This is a genomic window from Bradyrhizobium sp. USDA 3262 (assembly GCF_054060035.1).
In genome coordinates this window covers 1,113,658-1,130,174 of sequence record NZ_JBSSCT010000001.1, presented here as the reverse complement: position 1 = coordinate 1,130,174, position 16,517 = coordinate 1,113,658, and the positions used below count along the sequence as shown (strand labels likewise).

The following is a 16,517-nucleotide window of genomic DNA, read 5'->3' as shown; positions in this document are numbered from 1 at the left end:
CATTTGCTCTCGCGGAGTCCCCTAGCGCCGCTCGATTGACCCGAGTTCGACGATCCAGCCCTGTCCGCCGGTGCGGCTGGCGTGTAGCTTTGGCTCAATAATCCAATATTTAGTGGCCTCGGTCAATTCAGCCTCTACATCTTGCCCCTTCAAAAACAGCGCCTTGGCGCCCTTTTTGACCCACGGCTCCGCAAAGCCGATGAGTTGATGTAACGGAGCCAGCGCCCGCGCGGTGACGCAATCGATGGGCCCCGGGATTCTATCCACAGTATCCCCGATATCAGCCAGATGCACCGTCCCCGGGGACGCCGTCACCCGTATCGCCTCGCGCAAGAATGCCGCCTTCTTGGCGATTCGCTCAACCAAATGAATCGACGCGCCGGGTGTCTCGGCCAGCGCGCAAGCCAGCACGACGCCGGGAAAGCCGCCGCCGCTGCCGAGATCGACCCACGACTTCGCCGTCGGTGCGAGGCTCAGAAGCTGCAGCGAATCGGAGACGTGGCGGGTCCAGAGGGCAGGCAGCGTCGATGGCGCGACGAGATTGGTCTTGGCCTGCCACGCCAGGAGGAGGGCGATGTAGCGGTCGAGCCGCGCCTCTGTTTCACGTGAAACAGGTGTCAGCGCGAGCGCCGCGGCCTTATCCTTGGCGGAGATGTTGGGTTCGGCGGATTGCGAAACTGAAGCCATTCTCTGGAATGTCGGTCGGGCTCGTCATTGCGAGCGAAGCAAAGCAACCCATAGTGCCATCTGAGGAAGCGATGGATTGCTTCGTCGCTTCCGCTCATCGCAATGACCGGGCCGCCTAACGTTTCACGTGAAACGTCAGGCAGATGCCTTCGCAGCCTTCCGCCGCGCCTCGCGTCGCAGATAGGCCGCCAAAATACCCAGCGCCGCCGGCGTCATGCCGTCGATCCGGCCCGCTTGGCCGACCGTCCGCGGCTGCGCCTTCTGCAACTTGGCGCGCGCCTCGTTCGAAAGACCGGGGACATCGGCATAGTCGACGTCGGTCAGAACCAGACCCTCGTCGCGCCGGAAAGCGTCAACATCGGCAGTCTGGCGCTTCAGATAGACATCGTATTTGGCATCGATCTCGAGATGCACCGCAATCGCAGGGTCAATGGCCGACAGCTCCGGCCAGATCGCCTGGACCGCGGGCCACTCGATCTCCGGATAGGCCAGCAATTCGAAGGCGGATCGGCGATGGCCGTCGCGATTGAGCGCGAGACCGTGCTTGGCGGCCTCATTCGGGGTGATCGCGATTGACTTCGCCAGTTGCTTGGCCGCCTCAAGCGCCGCCATCTTGGTCCGATGGCGCTCGGCCCGCGCCGTTCCGACGCATCCGAGCGCAATGCCCTTGTCAGTCAGGCGCTGGTCGGCATTGTCGGCCCGCAGCGTCAGCCGGTATTCGGCACGCGAGGTGAACATGCGGTACGGCTCGGTGATCCCGCGGGTCACGAGATCGTCGATCATCACGCCGAGATAGCCGTCGGCGCGGTCGAACACGATCGGATCGGCACTGCCGGCAGTGAGAGCGGCGTTGAGCCCGGCGACAACGCCCTGCCCCGCCGCCTCCTCATAGCCCGTGGTGCCATTGATCTGGCCGGCCAGGAAAAGCCCGCTCAGACGCTTGGTCTGCAGGGTCGGATCGAGCTCGCGCGGGTCGACGTGGTCGTATTCGATCGCATAGCCCGGCCGGACCATCTTCACCCGCTCGAGGCCGGGGATGCTGGCGAGGATCGCGAGCTGGACCTCTTCCGGCAGCGAGGTCGAGATGCCGTTCGGATAGACTGTGGTGTCGTCAAGCCCTTCCGGCTCCAGGAAGATCTGATGGCCGTCGCGGTCGCCGAAGCGGACGATTTTGTCCTCGATCGAGGGGCAATAGCGCGGTCCGGAGCTCTTGATCTGACCGGAATACATCGGCGAGCGGTGCACATTGGCCCGGATCACCTCATGGGTCGCCGGCGCGGTCCGGGTGATGCCGCACTGGATCTGCGGCGTCGTAATCCGGCCGGTCATGACCGAAAACGGCTCCGGAGGCTCGTCTCCGGGCTGCATTTCAACCGCGGACCAGTCGATCGTGGTGCCGTCGAGGCGCGGCGGCGTCCCGGTCTTGAGCCGGCCGAGCACAAACCCTGCCCGTTCGAAGGAAGCCGACAGGCCCATGGCCGGCGCCTCGCCGACCCGGCCCGCCGGCCAATTCTTCTCCCCGAGATGGATCAGACCACGCAAGAAGGTGCCGGTCGTGATGACAACCGCCCCCGCCGACAGCCGGCGGCCATCGCCCAGGCAAATGCCGGTCACCCGACCATCGACGACGACCAGTTCATCCGCCTCGCCTTCGATGACGCTGAGGTTCGCGGTCTCGGTGATCGCCGCCTGCATCGCCGCGGCGTAGAGCTTGCGGTCGGCCTGGGCCCGGGGGCCACGAACCGCCGGACCCTTCCGGCGATTGAGCATGCGAAACTGGATGCCGCCGGCGTCGGCCACGCGGCCCATCAGACCGTCCAGCGCGTCGACTTCGCGGACCAGATGGCCCTTGCCGAGCCCGCCGATGGCGGGATTGCACGACATCGCGCCAATGGTCGCGAAGCGATGCGTCACCAGGGCGGTCTTTGCGCCCATCCGGGCAGAAGCGCTCGCGGCCTCGCAGCCGGCATGGCCGCCGCCGATGACGATGACGTCAAATGAGTCTGCCCTGGAAATCATGGCGGGACTTCTATCGTGGAGTCATGAAAGCCGGAAGAACGAAGTTGGGATCGCCGCTCTGAGACCGAAGCCCGAGGCAAATATGGACTGGTCCGCGCCGCTCGCAATGACAGACGGAGCTGTTTCACGTGAAACAGTGCGGCTGTCTGACCAGCAATTGTTTCACGTGAAACAGGACGAGGGTTCCATAACCAGATCGAAACCATGTTTCACGTGAAACAGATGGGCGCCCGCTACTTCCCGACGCAGAATTCGCGGAAGATGACGTCCAGAATGTCTTCAACGTCCACCCGGCCGAGCAGACGACCGAGTGAGTAGGCGGCCCGGCGGAGTTCCTCCGCCGCCAGCTCTTCGCCCTGCCCGACCACGTCGATGCTGCGCTGGAGAGATTCGATAGTCTCCTGCAGCAAACCGCGCTGCCGCGTCCGGCTGATCAAGCCACCTTCGCTGGTCCCAAAATAGTCCTGAGCGAACCCGACCAGCGCGGCGATGAGCTCCGACAACCCGTCGCCACGAGCAGCCGAGATCCTGAATTCGGGGTAACTGCCGCCCTCGCCCGCCGTGGTCCTGACCAGGTCGATCTTGTTTCGCACCAGCCAGGTTGGCGTCGCGCCGCCATGTGCCGCCTTTGCATCACCGCTGTCGGCCAGCCATAGCACCAGGTCCGCTTCCGCGGCACGGGCGCGGGCGCGGCGGACACCCTCCTGCTCGACCGGGTCGTCGGTCTCGCGAATCCCGGCGGTGTCGATAACCGTCACCGGATAGCCATCGAGATCGAGCTGCACCTCGATCACATCACGGGTCGTGCCGGCATGCGGCGAGACGATCGCGACCTCGCGCTTGGCGAGCTGATTGATCAGGGTCGATTTGCCGACATTCGGCGGACCCGCAATCGCGACCACAAGGCCGTCGCGCAGCCGCTCGCCTTGCCCCTGCCCTGCAAGGACTTGCTTGATCTCATCATGCAGCGCGCGGATCTTCTCGAGCGCCGGCGCGATCAGCTCGGCCGGCACATCGCCTTCATCAGAGAAATCGATGCCGGCCTCAATCAGCGCCGACGCCGCGATGATCCGCTCGCGCCAGTCGCGCGCGCGGTCGCCGAGCAGTCCCTTCAGCTGGCGCAATGCCTGACGCCTCTGACGGTCAGTGTCGGCGTGGATCAGATCGTCAAGGCCCTCGGCCTCGGTCAGGTCGAGCTTGCCGTTCTCGAAGGCCCGCCGGGTGAACTCGCCCGGCTCGGCCGGCCGCACGTTGTCGAATGCCGCGATCGCATCGAACATCGCCGACAACACCGCGCGTCCGCCATGGACATGAAATTCGGCGACGTCTTCGCCGGTCGCGCTGGCCGGGCCTGGAAACCACAGCACCACCGCGTCATCGATCGGTTGATGGTTCGAATCGTGGAGCAGCGCGCGGGTCGCCAGCCGCGGCATCGGCGTCTTGCCCGCCAGTCCTGCAATGACCGACTCGGCCATTGGACCAGACAGCCTGATGATGGCGATCGCACTCGGCGGCCGCCCCGAGGATAACGCGAAGATGGTCTGGTCGCGTGGATGCATCGCCTATTTGTTCCAGCAAATCGGCAAAGGCAATGCCGCTCCGATTTCGCACCCCATACCGCGAAATGCTGCGACGCAGCACAGCCTGATCTCACCGAAACAGCCGCGCAGCAATTTTGCTGCAGTGTCGTCAGTTACAGCACAAAGCTAGAATAGAAATATAAACAACATCAGATAGTTAAATGAAAAATAGGCGTTGGCGACGGCTCCATTTATGCTGCACTTCGCTGCAGCAAATCCGCAGCATGAAAAAAGGCGCCCCGTTTGTGCGGAGCGCCCTATTCCTTTCGGCCGCGGCCTCAGGTGTTCATGGAATCGAAGAATTCCGAGTTGCTCTTCGTGTTGCGGAGCTTATCGAGCAGGAAGTCGATGGCGTCCATGGTGCCCATCGGATTGAGGATGCGGCGCAGGACGTACATCTTCTTGAGCACCTGCGGATCGGTGATCAGCTCCTCCTTGCGGGTGCCGGAACGGGCAATATCGATCGCCGGGAAGGTCCGCTTGTCCGAAACCTTGCGGTCGAGGATCAGTTCGGAGTTACCGGTGCCCTTGAACTCCTCGAAGATGACTTCGTCCATGCGGCTGCCGGTATCGACCAGCGCGGTCGCGATGATGGTCAGCGAACCGCCCTCCTCGATGTTGCGCGCGGCACCGAAGAAGCGCTTCGGCCGCTGCAACGCATTGGCGTCGACACCGCCGGTCAGCACCTTGCCGGATGACGGCACAACGGTGTTATAGGCGCGGCCGAGGCGCGTGATCGAATCGAGCAGGATCACGACGTCGCGGCCGTGCTCGACAAGCCGCTTGGCCTTCTCGATCACCATCTCGGCGACCTGGACGTGACGCACCGCAGGCTCGTCGAAGGTCGACGACACCACCTCGCCCTTCACCGAGCGCTGCATGTCCGTGACTTCTTCCGGACGCTCGTCGATCAGAAGCACGATCAGATAGCAGTCGGGGTGATTGGCGGTGATGGAGTGCGCGATGTTCTGCATCAGCACCGTCTTGCCGGTGCGCGGCGGCGCCACGATCAGCGCACGCTGGCCCTTGCCGATCGGCGCGACGATATCGATCACGCGGGCGGAAAGGTCCTTCTTGGTGGAATCCTCAAGCTCCATGCGGAAACGCTGATTAGGAAACAGCGGCGTGAGGTTGTCGAAATTGACTTTGTGCTTGGCCTTCTCGGGATCCTCGAAATTGAGCGTATTGACCTTCAGCAGCGCGAAGTAGCGTTCGCCTTCCTTCGGGCTGCGGATGTGTCCTTCGATGGTGTCGCCGGTGCGCAGGCCGAAGCGGCGGATTTGCGAGGGCGAAACGTAGATGTCGTCGGGGCCGGGCAGGTAGTTCGCGTCAGGCGAACGAAGGAAGCCGAAGCCGTCGGACAGCACCTCCACGACGCCCTCGCCGACAATGTCGGTCTCGGCGGCGGCGAGGTTTTTGAGAATTGCGAACATCAGCTCCTGCTTGCGCATGGTGCTGGCATTCTCGACCCCATTCTCTTCCGCAAACGAGACGAGCTCGGCCGGCGTTTTCGATTTGAGGTCCTGGAGTTTGATTTCCCGCATTGGGGTCGTCCTGTGAGGAAGTAAGTAGGGAAGGGGTGCGAGGTGGCTCTGGAAAAAGCGGACGCCAAAGGAAGGTCCGCAGGTCTCAGCCAGGAAAGTGCCGTTTGGGCTTTCAAACCTGATGCGGCGCCGGTCCGAAAAGAACCGGAACGCGACCACATCCGCCTGCGTGGGGTGGGATAAATCCTATATAGAAAATCGATTCGTCCTTCGCAAGAAGGACTGAAGCATGCGTCTTGAGCATCGTGATGTCTAGAACGGCTTCACCACCACCATGATCACGATCAGGATCATCAGAACCGTCGGCACCTCGTTGATAATACGATAGAATTTCTGGCTTCGCCGATTCCGGTCGGCGGCGAAATCCTTCACGCAGCGGGACAAAAAGCCGTGGATACCCGACATGGCGAGCACCAGCGCAAATTTGACGTGAAACCAGCCAGATAGGTACCAGTGTCCGGCCCAGACCAGGAAAAGCCCGGCCAGCCAGGTCACGATCATCGCGGGGTTGATGATCCCCTTCAAAAGCCGCCGCTCCATGACCTTGAAGGTCTCGGACTGCCTGGAGCCGACCTCGGCCTCGCAATGATAGACGAACAGCCGCGGCAGATAGAGCATGCCGGCCATCCACGAGATCACGGCGACGATGTGCAGGGCCTTGACCCAGGCATAGATCGGCAGGGCGTTGATCCAGTCGAACATCGCAGTGACGCCTTTCGGGGGAACAGTTCGGGAGGGCTCAGCGTTGCGCGCAAGGCTTTGCCAGCGAGGGACGGATACATATCCGCACACACGGCTCTCCTAAACCTAATTAATTTTAGAATCTAAGGTTTGAGTCTTAATGGCAGTGAATTTGACTCATGCAATCCGGTCCAGCGGTTCTTGCGGGCTTGTTCACATCCCTCAACATTCCGCTCGACGGCAGCGGATATCCGGAATCTCTCGCAGGACTCAATTGGTTGCGCGCGTCTGTGGCCAGCTTATGAAGAGACAAATCCACACGGGTTCACTATCATCCTGCCGGTGACGTCGACTTATCCTATTGCGGGGTGCTGTGAAGAAAGGGACGAGATATACAGAGCCCGGGCGGCGGACCCGGATTCTTCTCCTCGACCTCCACAGGGATTCACAGGTTAGACAGGGGCTCTGGTGCCGACGACTTCCAATTATTTCCACCTGCATCTGGTGTCGGACTCGACCGGCGAGACGCTGATTACCGTGGCGCGCGCGGTCGCTGCGCAATACGCCAATGTGACCGCGGTCGAGCATGTCTATCCCCTGGTGCGCAGCCAGAAGCAGCTCGACCGCGTGCTCGACGAGATCGAGGAATCGCCCGGCATCGTCCTGTTCACGCTGCTGGAAAAGGATCTGGTCGGCCGGCTCGAGGGCAAGTGCAAGGAGATCAACGTTCCGAGCCTGTCGATCATCGGGCCTGTGATGCAGTTGTTCGAGGCGTATCTGGGTGCCGCGACGACCGGGCGCGTCGGCGCGCAGCATGTGCTGAACGCGGAATATTTCCGCCGCATCGATGCGCTGAACTACACGATGATGCATGACGATGGTCAGCATGTCGAAGGCCTCGAGGAGGCCGATGTCGTGCTGGTCGGGGTATCCCGCACCTCGAAGACACCGACGTCGATCTATCTCGCCAACCGCGGCATCCGAACGGCGAACGTGCCGCTGGTGCCGGGCATCCCGCTGCCGCACCAGCTCGAGACCTTGAAGAAGCCGCTGGTGGTCAGCCTGCATGCGACGCCCGAGCGCCTGATCCAGGTCCGGCAGAACCGCCTGCTCACGATGGGCGACCGCGACAACGACACCTACATCGACAAGCAGTCGGTCGCCGACGAGGTCGCCTTTGCCCGGCGCCTCAGCGCGAAATTCAACTGGGCGCTGCTCGACGTGACACGGCGTTCGATCGAGGAAACGGCTGCGGCGATCATGAAGCTCCATAACGACCGCCAGCGCGCGCGGCCGTCGGAATGATTCTCACGTCATGAGCATCTGGCGCGGCCCACAGAAGCTGATCCTCGCGTCGCAGAGCCGCGCGCGAAAGATGCTGCTTGAAAATGCCGGCCTCGATTTCGAGGCGCTGCCGGCCGACATCGACGAACGCGCGGTGCAGAAGAATTCCGGCCTTGCGGCGCCGGGCGAGATCGCGTTGCTCCTCGCGCGCGAGAAGGCGTTGTTCGTGTCCGGGCAGAGGCCCGGTCAATATGTCGTCGGCGCCGACCAGACGCTGGCGCTGGGGCAACGGATGTTCAGCAAGCCCGCCGGCCGCACGCAGGCTGCCGAGCAACTTAGCCTGCTCGCCGGACAGACCCATGAGCTGCATTCCGCCGTCTCGGTGGCACGCGATGGAAAGGTCCTGTTCGGCGATGTGAGCGTGGCCCGCATGACCATGCGGCGGCTCGCTGCCGGCGAGATCGAGAGCTATCTCGACCATGCCGGGGAGGTGGTGACGACCAGCGTCGGTGCGTACCAGCTCGAGGGCCTCGGCGTGCATCTGTTCGAGCGGATCGAAGGTGACCATTTCACCATCCTCGGCCTGCCGCTATTGTCGTTGCTGGCGTTCCTGCGCGGCGAGAAGCTGCTCGCGGTGTAAGGCGCGGAGGCGTGGCGACGAGAGAGATGCTGAACCGATGTTGATGCGATGCTGACACCATGTTGATTCTTGGACTGACCGGCTCGATCGGGATGGGGAAATCCACCACGGCCAAACTGTTCATGGAGGCCGGCGTGCCGGTGTACGACGCCGATGCGGCCGTGCATCAGCTCTACGAAGGCGAAGCCGCGCCGGCGATCGAGGCCGCCTTTCCCGGCACCACCACCGCCGGCGGCAAGGTCGATCGCGTGAAACTGTCGGCGCGCGTGGTGCACGATCCTGCTGCGATGAAGCAGCTCGAGCAGATCGTGCATCCGATGCTCGGCGCGTCGCGTCAGAAATTCTTCGCCGATGCGGAAGCCGCAGGTAACCCGATCGTCGTTGTCGATGTGCCGCTATTGTTCGAGACCGGCGGCGAGAAGCGTGTCGATGCCGTCGTTGTCGTCACCACCTCGCCGGAACTGCAGCGCGAGCGGGTGCTGGCCCGCGGCACGATGGATGCGGCCAAGCTCGACGCCATCATCGCCAAGCAGATGCCCGACGCCGAGAAGCGCAAGCGCGCGGATTTCATAGTGGATACCTCGCACGGACTCGATCCGGTGCGGGCGCGTATCCGCGACATTCTGGCCGAGGTCGTTAAGATGCCGAAGCGGCGCGCCTGATTCGCCCGCCTTTTCGGATTCATTCACGTCATGCGCGAAATCGTTCTCGATACCGAAACCACTGGCCTCGACCCGCTGCGCGGCGACCGGCTGGTGGAGATCGGCTGCGTCGAGATTTTCAACCGCATGCCGACGGGGCAGACCTACCACGTCTACATCAATCCCGAGCGCGACATGCCGGCGGAAGCGTTCGCCGTGCATGGACTGTCGACCGAGTTCCTGGCCTCCAAGCCGCTGTTCAACGAGGTGGTCGAAGAGTTCCTGGCCTTCATCGGCGATACGCCGCTGGTGATCCACAACGCGTCGTTCGACATCAGCTTCATCAACGCCGAGCTCGACCGCATCAAGCGGAAGGCGATCCCGAAGGACCAGCTGGTCGATACGCTGCTGCTGGCACGGCGCAAGCATCCCGGCGTGTCGAACCGGCTCGACGATCTCTGCTCGCGCTATCAGATCGACAATTCCCGCCGCACCAAGCACGGCGCCTTGCTCGACGCCGAGCTGCTGGCCGAGGTCTATATCGACCTGATCGGAGCGCGGCAGTCGCAGCTGATCCTGGCGTCGGAAGCGTCGGATGCGCGCGCGGGCGGCCATAGTGGCGACACGCCGCGGCGGCAGCGCGAGACCCCGCTACTCGCGCGGGTCAGCGACGCCGATCGAGAGGCCCACCGGGCCTTCATCGCCACGCTCGGCGACAAGCCGATCTGGAACGATTATCTGCCGCCGCCAGCGCCTGCTGCAGCACCGGCGGCTTGATTCAAGATAGGTCGGGGCGCAGTTCCGTCATCCCCGCGCAAAGGCTTCGCCTTTGTCGCTGCAGGTGGGAGCTCTTGCGAGCCTCGAAGGATGCACGGCCCGGCTGGCGGCCGTCGATCCTTCGAGACGCCCGCAAGCGCGGGCTCCTCAGGATGACGGATCACACTTCCGCGCGTGTTACATTTTCTCGAGTTTAGAACTCAGCTCGGCTTGACGCCGGGAGCAGCCTGGGCGGCCGCCTGCCGCTCCATGTTCTGGCGGTAGAGACCGAGGAAATCGACGGGGTCGAGCAACAAAGGCGGGAAGCCGCCGTCGCGGACCGCGGTCGCGACGATCTCGCGTGCGAACGGGAACAGCAGCCGCGGGCACTCGATCATGACCAGCGGGTGCAGGTTCTCCTTCGGCACATTCACGATCCGGAAGACGCCGGCATAGGCGAGGTCGAAGCTGAACATCACCTTGCCTGCGGTCTCGGCCTTGCCCTCGATCGAGAGGATCACCTCGTACTCGTTCTCCGACAGGTTGTTGGCGGAGACGTTGATCTGGATGTTGATCGCCGGCTGCTGTTGCTGCTGGCCGAGCGAGGCCGGCGCATTCGGGTTTTCGAACGACAGGTCCTTGGTGTACTGCGCCAACACATTGAGCTGGGGAGCGGGCTGTTGTTCGACGGGGGCGCCGTTGCCATTGGTCATGAAAATGTCTCCTGGAGCAGCGCTCGATGGACAGAATGTCCGACGGCACGCGTTAAGGTGTTGAGAATGCCGATGCCGGGCGAGTGGCTATCATAGGCCCGGCTCGGTCCACAAGGACGACGAACGGGCGCGTTCCGGCGGGTCCGCGGCAAGTTCTCCCGGCAAAGGGCGGCGCGCGTGAGCCTGTCCAATCTCTTAACAGCTTCCTAAATTATTGAAGATACGCGATTTCCTGAAAGGAACGGTTTCCCCCGGGGGTCAAAACGCGCTACACTTGCCCGTGCCAAAAAGCGCCATTGGCCGGGCATAGTTTCGTGCCTACATCTGCGGACTCTATCGGTGATGTAATCTCTGCTGTTCCCGACCGGGAACGCTTTGACGGCCGGCCCGTTGCCGGCAGAGACCAGAAAGCGAATTCGACGTGGATATCTACACCATCATCTTCCTGGCGCTGGCCGTGTTTATCTTCCTGCGCCTGCGCAGCGTTCTCGGACAGCGCACGGGAAGCGAGCGGCCGCCTTATGATCGCGCCGCGCCCAACGTCGTGCAGCGCGGTCAGGATAACAACGTCGTTCCGATCCCGGGATCGGTGATCGACCAGCCGGCCTCGGCCGCGCCCGCCGAGCCGGTCGAACCGACGGAACACTGGAAGGGCATCGCCGAGCCCGGCACCCCACTGGCGCAGGGTCTCGACGCGGTGGCCGCCCAGGATTCCTCGTTCGATCCGCGACATTTCCTCTCAGGTGCCCGCTCGGCCTATGAAATGATCGTGCTGGCCTTCGCCAATGGCGATCGCCGCGCGCTGCGCGACCTGCTGTCGACCGAGGTCTATGAAAGCTTCGAGGCCGCGATCAAGGATCGCGAGAAGCACGAGCAGAAGACCGAGACGCGGTTCGTCTCGATCGACAAGGCCGAGATCGTCAGCGCGGAGGCGCGCGACCGCTCGACCCAGCTCACCGTCCGCTTCGTGTCGCAGATGATCTCGGTCACGCGCGACAAGGCCGGCACCATCGTCGACGGCAGCCCGGACAAGGTCGCCGACATCACCGATATCTGGACATTCGCCCGCGACGCGACTTCCCGCGATCCGAATTGGAAGCTGGTTGGCACTGGAAGCGCTCACTAAGCATCTCAGCTACGGGCGGCTCGCGGTCGCGTGCTGCGCGCTCGCGGTCTTGTGCTCCACCGCAGCGATCGCCGCGCGCTACAGATCAAGCCGGCACCCTCCGCCGCGGCACGAGCATAGCCACCCGATCCCCTATCCCAATCTGGAAATGCCGCTGCAGGTCAGCGGCAGCCAGTACGAGCCGCTCGCCTGGTCCAACGTCGCCGGCTGGAGCGCCGACGATCATCTCGCGGCCTACAAGGCGTTTCGCACCAGCTGCAAGCCGATCGCGGCCCAGCAGGGCGCGCCTGCCGATTCGAAAGCGCTCGGGAGCTCGCTGCGCGATCCCTGCCGGATCGCCAAGGGACTCGCGCTGAGCGACGGCGTCAAGGCGAAGGACTTCTTCGAGCAGAATTTCGTGCCGCTGCGCATCTCGCGGCTCGGCGAGGACGCCGGCTTCGTCACCGGTTACTACGAGCCGGTGCTCGATGGATCGCGGACCCAGACCGACGTCTACAACGTGCCGGTCTATCGCCGCCCGTCCAACCTGTTCGTGCGCGGCAAGACGCAGAATTCGGTCGGCCTGCCCAATGGCGGCGCGGTGTATCGCAAGATCGGCCGGCGCAAGCTCGTGCCCTATTACGACCGCGGCCAGATCGAGGACGGCGCGATCGCCGGCCGCGGGCTCGAGATCTGCTGGCTGAAGAGCCAGACCGATCTCCTGTTCGCGCAGATCCAGGGCTCGGCGCGGATCAAGCTCGAGGACGGCACCACGCTCCGCATCAATTACGATGCGCATAATGGTTATCCCTATACGCCGGTCGGACGCGTCCTGATCGACCGCGGCATCATCCCGAAGGATCAGATGTCGATGCAGAAGATCAGGGAGTGGATGGAGCAGAACCCCGACGGCGCCAACGACCTGCGGCGGCAGAACCGCTCCTACGTCTTCTTCCGCGAGGTCCCGCTGTCCGACAAGGACGAGGCCGTCGGCGCGCAGGGCGTGCCGCTGACGCCGGGCCGCTCGATCGCGGTCGACAAGGCGCTGCATGTCTACGGCACGCCGTTTTTCATCGCCGGCGAGCTGCCGATCGAATCCGAACAGTCGAAGACGCCGTTCCATCGGCTGATGATCGCGCAGGACACCGGATCGGCGATCGTCGGCCCGGCGCGCGCCGATCTTTATTTCGGTGCCGGCGCGGATGCCGGGAAGGTCTCGGGCCGGCTGCGGCACAACATGCAATTTGTCATGCTGGTGCCGAGGGGTCTCGATCCCGTGGCGCGTGGCCACAAGCTGCCCATCCCGGATGAGCGGCCCTCGGCCAAGATCGCAAAGCTGTTTCCGCAAACCGAGCCGCCGAAGGACAAGCCGGCGGCGAAGGCTGCGGATGTGCCGACCGCCGGCATCGCCAAAAGCGCGGCGAAAGACGCGGCCACCAGCGCCGCCAAGAACCCGGCCGCGAAGGATGTCGCGCCCGCAGCGCCGGCGGCAACGACCCCTGTCGCGCAGGCCGCACCTGTGGCAGAACCGGTGCCGTTGCCGGTCGCCCGGCCCGATATTCCGCAACCGGAGAAGCGGCGCTTCCGGCGCTATCGCCATCACCGCGATCAATGAAACGTCCCGCGCCGATCCCCGATCTGTCCGCTCTGCCGCGGCGCAAGCGCGCGCTGAGCGAAGAGGAGCGTGCGCTCTGGGAGAGCGTTGCAAAGCAGGTCAAGCCGCTGCGCAAGCGGCCCGCCGCCGCGAAGGCCCACGCCGTCGCCTCTGATCTGGCCGTCCATCACGGCACGGCCAAATCCATCCCGGTCAAGCCGGCGACAACGGTCAAGGCTGCGCCGGCGCAACGCCCGCACGTGCCGCCGCTGGCGCCGATCGGCCGCCGCGAACGTGCAAAGCTCTCGCGCGGCCGGCAGGAGATCGATGCGCGGCTCGATCTGCACGGCATGACGCAGATGCGCGCGCATCGCATGCTGTTCACCTTCCTGCAGCGCGCGCACAGCGACGGGCTCACTTTCGTGCTCGTCATCACCGGCAAGGGCAAGGTCGGTGGTCTCGATTCCGAACGCGGCGTGCTGCGCCGCCAGGTTCCGGAATGGCTCAGCCTGCCGGAATTCCGCTCGCTGGTCGTCGGCTTCGAGGAAGCGCATATCGGCCATGGCGGCGAGGGCGCGCTTTACGTGCGTGTCCGGCGCGCGCGCTGAGCATGATCAACGAAAACGTTAGAACGGCCTGACGATCCCGACGCGCGGGATCAGCGTCACGATCCAGCCGAGGATTGTGGTCTTGCTATCGTCTGACGGGATCACCGGCACATCCTTCGATGCCGGCAGCATCCTGGTCGCATGCAGCATCAGGAACATGCAGACCGCCCAGTTCGAGATCCAACGCGAATAGTCGAACACGGTCACGAACATCACGAAATAGCCGGCGCTGATCACAACGAGCGCTCCGAGCACGATCCGGCGATGCAGCTCACTCGCGAGCGCGCCGATCAGTCGCGCGAAATAGCGCCATAGCGGCGTGTGCAGCCAGATCAGCAGCGCAAACACCGGGACGCCCAGGATGTTCGATGGCATGCGCGCCCAGGTGTCGGCGAACTCCTTCGACAGCGGCTGGTACCAGATGTAGCCGAACTGAAGCAGGTCGGTGCGTGCCGGATCGGCCATCCGGCTCTGCAGATGACGGATGAATTCGTCATAGGGCACGTCGACCGTGCCAGCGAATTGCGCGACCAGGAACAGGATGCCGACCGCGGCGAGCGCCGCGATGCCGAAGACGGCGTTCCGCGGCGTCACGCCTTGCACCAGATAAAAGCGCAGCACCACGATCGCCGCGATGGTCGGCACATACATCAGGACGAAGATATGATGGACCAGGATCAGAAGGATCGAGAACAGCGCGGCAATCAGCACATACACCACTGAGCGCGCCGGGATCAGCAGCAGCACGATCGTCAGCGCACAGCCATAGATGTCGAAATGGCCGAGCGTGTGCATGAAGTTCTTCAGGAAGAACGGTGAGCCCGCGATGAAGACAAACAACGGCCAATGCGCGTCGTTGAAGCCGAATGTGCGGCGGAACAGTTTGATGAACAGTCCGAGCGTCAGCAGCCAGATCGCGCCGGCCAGCGCGAACACCAGCCATACGGGCACCTTGTCGGTGAACAGCGACACGATCGCCCCGACCAGCGCGCGCTTGGTGAAGCCGTAATGATAGTCGACGAGCAAGTGGATGTAGGGAACGAAGGGCGGCAGCGCGATCTTGTGCAGGAACACGCCGACCAGCACGGCCACATTGACGGCCAGCATCAGGCGCCAGGGGTTTTGCCACACCCGCAGATTCATCGATCGCCCACTCTCGTCGTCCCGGGCAAGCGAAGCGCGACCCGGGACCCATAACCACCGAAGGCAGTTCTAGAAGGAATGTCGGCCCGAGTCTTTGTCACCGCGGACTGTCGGGGTTATGGGTCCCGGCTTTCGCCGGGACGACTACGGTGGCCGCCTACAAAATAAACCGGCTCAGATCGGCGTTCTTGGCGAGGTCGCCGACATGCTTGGTGACGTAGTCGGCGTCGACCTGGATGGTCTCGCCGTGGCGATCGGGCGCGGTGAAGGAGATCTCGTCCAGCACCCGCTCCATCACGGTCTGCAGCCGCCTTGCGCCGATGTTCTCGACCGTGGAATTCACCGCCACGGCGACATCGGCCAGCGCGTCGATGGCGTTGTCGGTGATGTCGAGCGTGACGCCCTCGGTCTTCATCAGCGCGACATATTGCTTGATCAGCGACGCCTCCGGCTCGGTCAGGATCCGGCGCATGTCGTCGCGGGTCAACGCCTGCAGCTCGACGCGGATCGGCAGGCGGCCCTGCAGCTCCGGCAAAAGGTCCGACGGCTTGGCGATGTGGAACGCGCCCGAGGCGATGAACAGGATGTGGTCGGTCTTGACGGCGCCGTGCTTGGTCGAAACCGTGGTGCCCTCGATCAGCGGCAGCAGGTCGCGCTGCACGCCCTCGCGGGAGACGTCGCCGCCGGCGCGGTTCTCGCGCACGCAGATCTTGTCGATCTCGTCGAGGAACACGATGCCGTTGTTCTCGACCGCGTTGATCGCCTCCTGCACCAGCTGATCGGTGTCGAGCAGCTTGTCGGATTCCTCGTTGACGAGGATTTCGTGCGAGCCCTCCACCGTCAGGCGGCGCGTCTTGCTGCGTCCGCCCATCTTGCCGAAGATGTCGCCGAGCGAGATCGCGCCCATCTGGGCGCCGGGCATGCCGGGGATTTCGAACATCGGCATGCCGCTGCCGCCCGACTGCGTCTCGATCTCGATCTCCTTGTCGTTGAGCTCGCCGGCGCGCAGCTTCTTGCGGAACGACTCGCGCGTCGCCGGGCTCGATCCCGGGCCGACCAGCGCGTCCAGCACGCGTTCCTCGGCGGCAAGCTGGGCGCGGGCCTGAACGTCCTTGCGCTTGCGCTCGCGGGTCTGCGCGATCGCGACCTCGACGAGGTCGCGGACGATCTGCTCGACGTCGCGGCCGACATAGCCGACCTCGGTGAACTTGGTGGCCTCGACCTTGAGGAACGGCGCGCCGGCGAGCTTGGCCAGCCGCCGCGCGATCTCGGTCTTGCCGACGCCGGTCGGCCCGATCATCAGGATGTTCTTGGGCAGAACCTCCTCGCGCAGGGAACCGGCGAGCTGCAGCCGCCGCCAGCGGTTGCGCAGCGCGATCGAGACGGCGCGCTTGGCGTCGGTCTGGCCGACGATGAAGCGGTCGAGTTCAGAAACGATTTCACGGGGAGAGAAGTGAGTCATTGGCTCTAGCTAGGTTGGAATCGCGGTCTCGGCAAGCGGCAGTCCTCCAAGGCATGATCC

The 16,517-nt window shown here is 63.9% G+C and carries 16 protein-coding genes; 8 read left to right on the top strand and 8 right to left on the bottom strand.

What is annotated here, in order from left to right:
- Positions 1 to 21: 21 nt before the first annotated feature.
- From rsmG to mnmE, 3 genes are all read right to left on the bottom strand, one after another.
- Entirely contained in the window at positions 22 to 687 is a 666-nt protein-coding gene (rsmG, locus tag ACVWYP_RS05260) for a 16S rRNA (guanine(527)-N(7))-methyltransferase RsmG (protein ID WP_304497981.1), read from the bottom strand.
- 135 nt (positions 688 to 822) lie between these two features.
- Positions 823 to 2,706 carry a tRNA uridine-5-carboxymethylaminomethyl(34) synthesis enzyme MnmG gene (gene mnmG, locus ACVWYP_RS05255; RefSeq protein WP_304497980.1) on the bottom strand — a complete coding sequence of 628 codons (1,884 nt, stop codon included), beginning with the start codon at positions 2,704 to 2,706 and terminating at the stop codon, positions 823 to 825.
- 233 nt (positions 2,707 to 2,939) lie between these two features.
- Positions 2,940 to 4,265 carry a tRNA uridine-5-carboxymethylaminomethyl(34) synthesis GTPase MnmE gene (gene mnmE / locus ACVWYP_RS05250; protein WP_304497979.1) on the bottom strand — a complete coding sequence of 442 codons (1,326 nt, stop codon included), beginning with the start codon at positions 4,263 to 4,265 and terminating at the stop codon, positions 2,940 to 2,942.
- On the opposite strand from mnmE, the gene ACVWYP_RS05245 reads away from it, so the two are divergent.
- Positions 4,165 to 4,416: a hypothetical protein gene (locus tag ACVWYP_RS05245; RefSeq protein ID WP_304500461.1), complete on the top strand. Its 252-nt coding sequence runs from the start codon at positions 4,165 to 4,167 to the stop codon at positions 4,414 to 4,416. The genes mnmE and ACVWYP_RS05245 overlap by 101 nt on opposite strands.
- 148 nt (positions 4,417 to 4,564) lie before the next feature.
- On the opposite strand, the gene rho is transcribed toward ACVWYP_RS05245, so the two are convergent.
- A complete protein-coding gene (rho, locus tag ACVWYP_RS05240; RefSeq protein WP_028341998.1) occupies positions 4,565 to 5,830 on the bottom strand; it encodes a transcription termination factor Rho in 1,266 nt (421 codons plus the stop codon).
- Between the two features lie 252 nt (positions 5,831 to 6,082).
- Positions 6,083 to 6,505 carry a protoporphyrinogen oxidase HemJ gene (hemJ, locus tag ACVWYP_RS05235; RefSeq protein ID WP_304500441.1) on the bottom strand — a complete coding sequence of 141 codons (423 nt, stop codon included), beginning with the start codon at positions 6,503 to 6,505 and terminating at the stop codon, positions 6,083 to 6,085.
- 474 nt (positions 6,506 to 6,979) lie between these two features.
- Between hemJ and ACVWYP_RS05230 the strand changes: the two genes are divergently transcribed.
- The 4 genes from ACVWYP_RS05230 to dnaQ are packed head-to-tail and all read left to right on the top strand — an operon-like array spanning position 6,980 to position 9,853.
- A complete protein-coding gene (locus ACVWYP_RS05230; protein WP_028341996.1) occupies positions 6,980 to 7,816 on the top strand; it encodes a pyruvate, water dikinase regulatory protein in 837 nt (278 codons plus the stop codon).
- Positions 7,817 to 7,826: 10 nt separating this feature from the next.
- Entirely contained in the window at positions 7,827 to 8,435 is a 609-nt protein-coding gene (locus ACVWYP_RS05225) for a Maf family protein (RefSeq protein ID WP_304497978.1), read from the top strand.
- 59 nt (positions 8,436 to 8,494) lie between these two features.
- Positions 8,495 to 9,097 carry a dephospho-CoA kinase gene (gene coaE / locus ACVWYP_RS05220; RefSeq protein ID WP_304497977.1) on the top strand — a complete coding sequence of 201 codons (603 nt, stop codon included), beginning with the start codon at positions 8,495 to 8,497 and terminating at the stop codon, positions 9,095 to 9,097.
- 30 nt (positions 9,098 to 9,127) lie between these two features.
- Entirely contained in the window at positions 9,128 to 9,853 is a 726-nt protein-coding gene (dnaQ, locus tag ACVWYP_RS05215; RefSeq protein WP_304497976.1) for a DNA polymerase III subunit epsilon, read from the top strand.
- A gap of 200 nt (positions 9,854 to 10,053) precedes the next feature.
- On the opposite strand, the gene secB is transcribed toward dnaQ, so the two are convergent.
- On the bottom strand, positions 10,054 to 10,545 hold the full coding sequence (gene secB, locus ACVWYP_RS05210) for a protein-export chaperone SecB (protein ID WP_028341992.1): 492 nt from the start codon (positions 10,543 to 10,545) through the stop codon (positions 10,054 to 10,056).
- 421 nt (positions 10,546 to 10,966) lie between these two features.
- Here secB and ACVWYP_RS05205 point away from each other — a divergent pair, with 421 nt between their 5' ends.
- The 3 genes from ACVWYP_RS05205 (at position 10,967) to ACVWYP_RS05195 (ending at position 13,852) form a co-directional block, all read left to right on the top strand.
- The gene (locus ACVWYP_RS05205; protein WP_304497975.1) at positions 10,967 to 11,671 is read left to right on the top strand and encodes a Tim44/TimA family putative adaptor protein; all 705 of its coding nucleotides are present in this window, start codon (positions 10,967 to 10,969) and stop codon (positions 11,669 to 11,671) included.
- A gap of 148 nt (positions 11,672 to 11,819) precedes the next feature.
- Entirely contained in the window at positions 11,820 to 13,265 is a 1,446-nt protein-coding gene (gene mltA, locus ACVWYP_RS05200; protein ID WP_439711232.1) for an MltA domain-containing protein, read from the top strand.
- Complete coding sequence (locus ACVWYP_RS05195) at positions 13,262 to 13,852, top strand: Smr/MutS family protein (RefSeq protein WP_304497974.1); 591 nt, start codon at positions 13,262 to 13,264, stop codon at positions 13,850 to 13,852. The genes mltA and ACVWYP_RS05195 overlap by 4 nt, the downstream gene beginning before the upstream one ends.
- An 18-nt stretch (positions 13,853 to 13,870) precedes the next feature.
- Here ACVWYP_RS05195 and ACVWYP_RS05190 read toward each other — a convergent pair whose 3' ends face one another.
- Both ACVWYP_RS05190 and hslU read right to left on the bottom strand, forming a co-directional pair.
- Entirely contained in the window at positions 13,871 to 14,995 is a 1,125-nt protein-coding gene (locus ACVWYP_RS05190; protein ID WP_304497973.1) for a hypothetical protein, read from the bottom strand.
- 157 nt (positions 14,996 to 15,152) lie between these two features.
- Positions 15,153 to 16,457, bottom strand: coding sequence for an ATP-dependent protease ATPase subunit HslU (hslU, locus tag ACVWYP_RS05185; protein WP_016841472.1), 1,305 nt, complete (start codon positions 16,455 to 16,457; stop codon positions 15,153 to 15,155).
- Positions 16,458 to 16,517: the final 60 nt, after the last annotated feature.

Excerpts from the sequence above, each read along its gene's own strand:
- rsmG (WP_304497981.1), bottom strand. The coding sequence starts at position 687 with ATGGCTTCAGTTTCGCAATCCGCCGAACCCAACATCTCCGCCAAGGAT.
- mnmG (WP_304497980.1), bottom strand. The coding sequence starts at position 2,706 with ATGATTTCCAGGGCAGACTCATTTGACGTCATCGTCATCGGCGGCGGC.
- ACVWYP_RS05245 (WP_304500461.1), top strand. The coding sequence starts at position 4,165 with ATGACCGACTCGGCCATTGGACCAGACAGCCTGATGATGGCGATCGCA.
- mnmE (WP_304497979.1), bottom strand. The coding sequence starts at position 4,265 with ATGCATCCACGCGACCAGACCATCTTCGCGTTATCCTCGGGGCGGCCG.
- rho (WP_028341998.1), bottom strand. The coding sequence starts at position 5,830 with ATGCGGGAAATCAAACTCCAGGACCTCAAATCGAAAACGCCGGCCGAG.
- ACVWYP_RS05225 (WP_304497978.1), top strand. The coding sequence starts at position 7,827 with ATGAGCATCTGGCGCGGCCCACAGAAGCTGATCCTCGCGTCGCAGAGC.
- coaE (WP_304497977.1), top strand. The coding sequence starts at position 8,495 with ATGTTGATTCTTGGACTGACCGGCTCGATCGGGATGGGGAAATCCACC.
- dnaQ (WP_304497976.1), top strand. The coding sequence starts at position 9,128 with ATGCGCGAAATCGTTCTCGATACCGAAACCACTGGCCTCGACCCGCTG.
- secB (WP_028341992.1), bottom strand. The coding sequence starts at position 10,545 with ATGACCAATGGCAACGGCGCCCCCGTCGAACAACAGCCCGCTCCCCAG.
- mltA (WP_439711232.1), top strand. The coding sequence starts at position 11,820 with ATGCCGCTGCAGGTCAGCGGCAGCCAGTACGAGCCGCTCGCCTGGTCC.
- ACVWYP_RS05195 (WP_304497974.1), top strand. The coding sequence starts at position 13,262 with ATGAAACGTCCCGCGCCGATCCCCGATCTGTCCGCTCTGCCGCGGCGC.
- ACVWYP_RS05190 (WP_304497973.1), bottom strand. The coding sequence starts at position 14,995 with ATGAATCTGCGGGTGTGGCAAAACCCCTGGCGCCTGATGCTGGCCGTC.
- hslU (WP_016841472.1), bottom strand. The coding sequence starts at position 16,457 with ATGACTCACTTCTCTCCCCGTGAAATCGTTTCTGAACTCGACCGCTTC.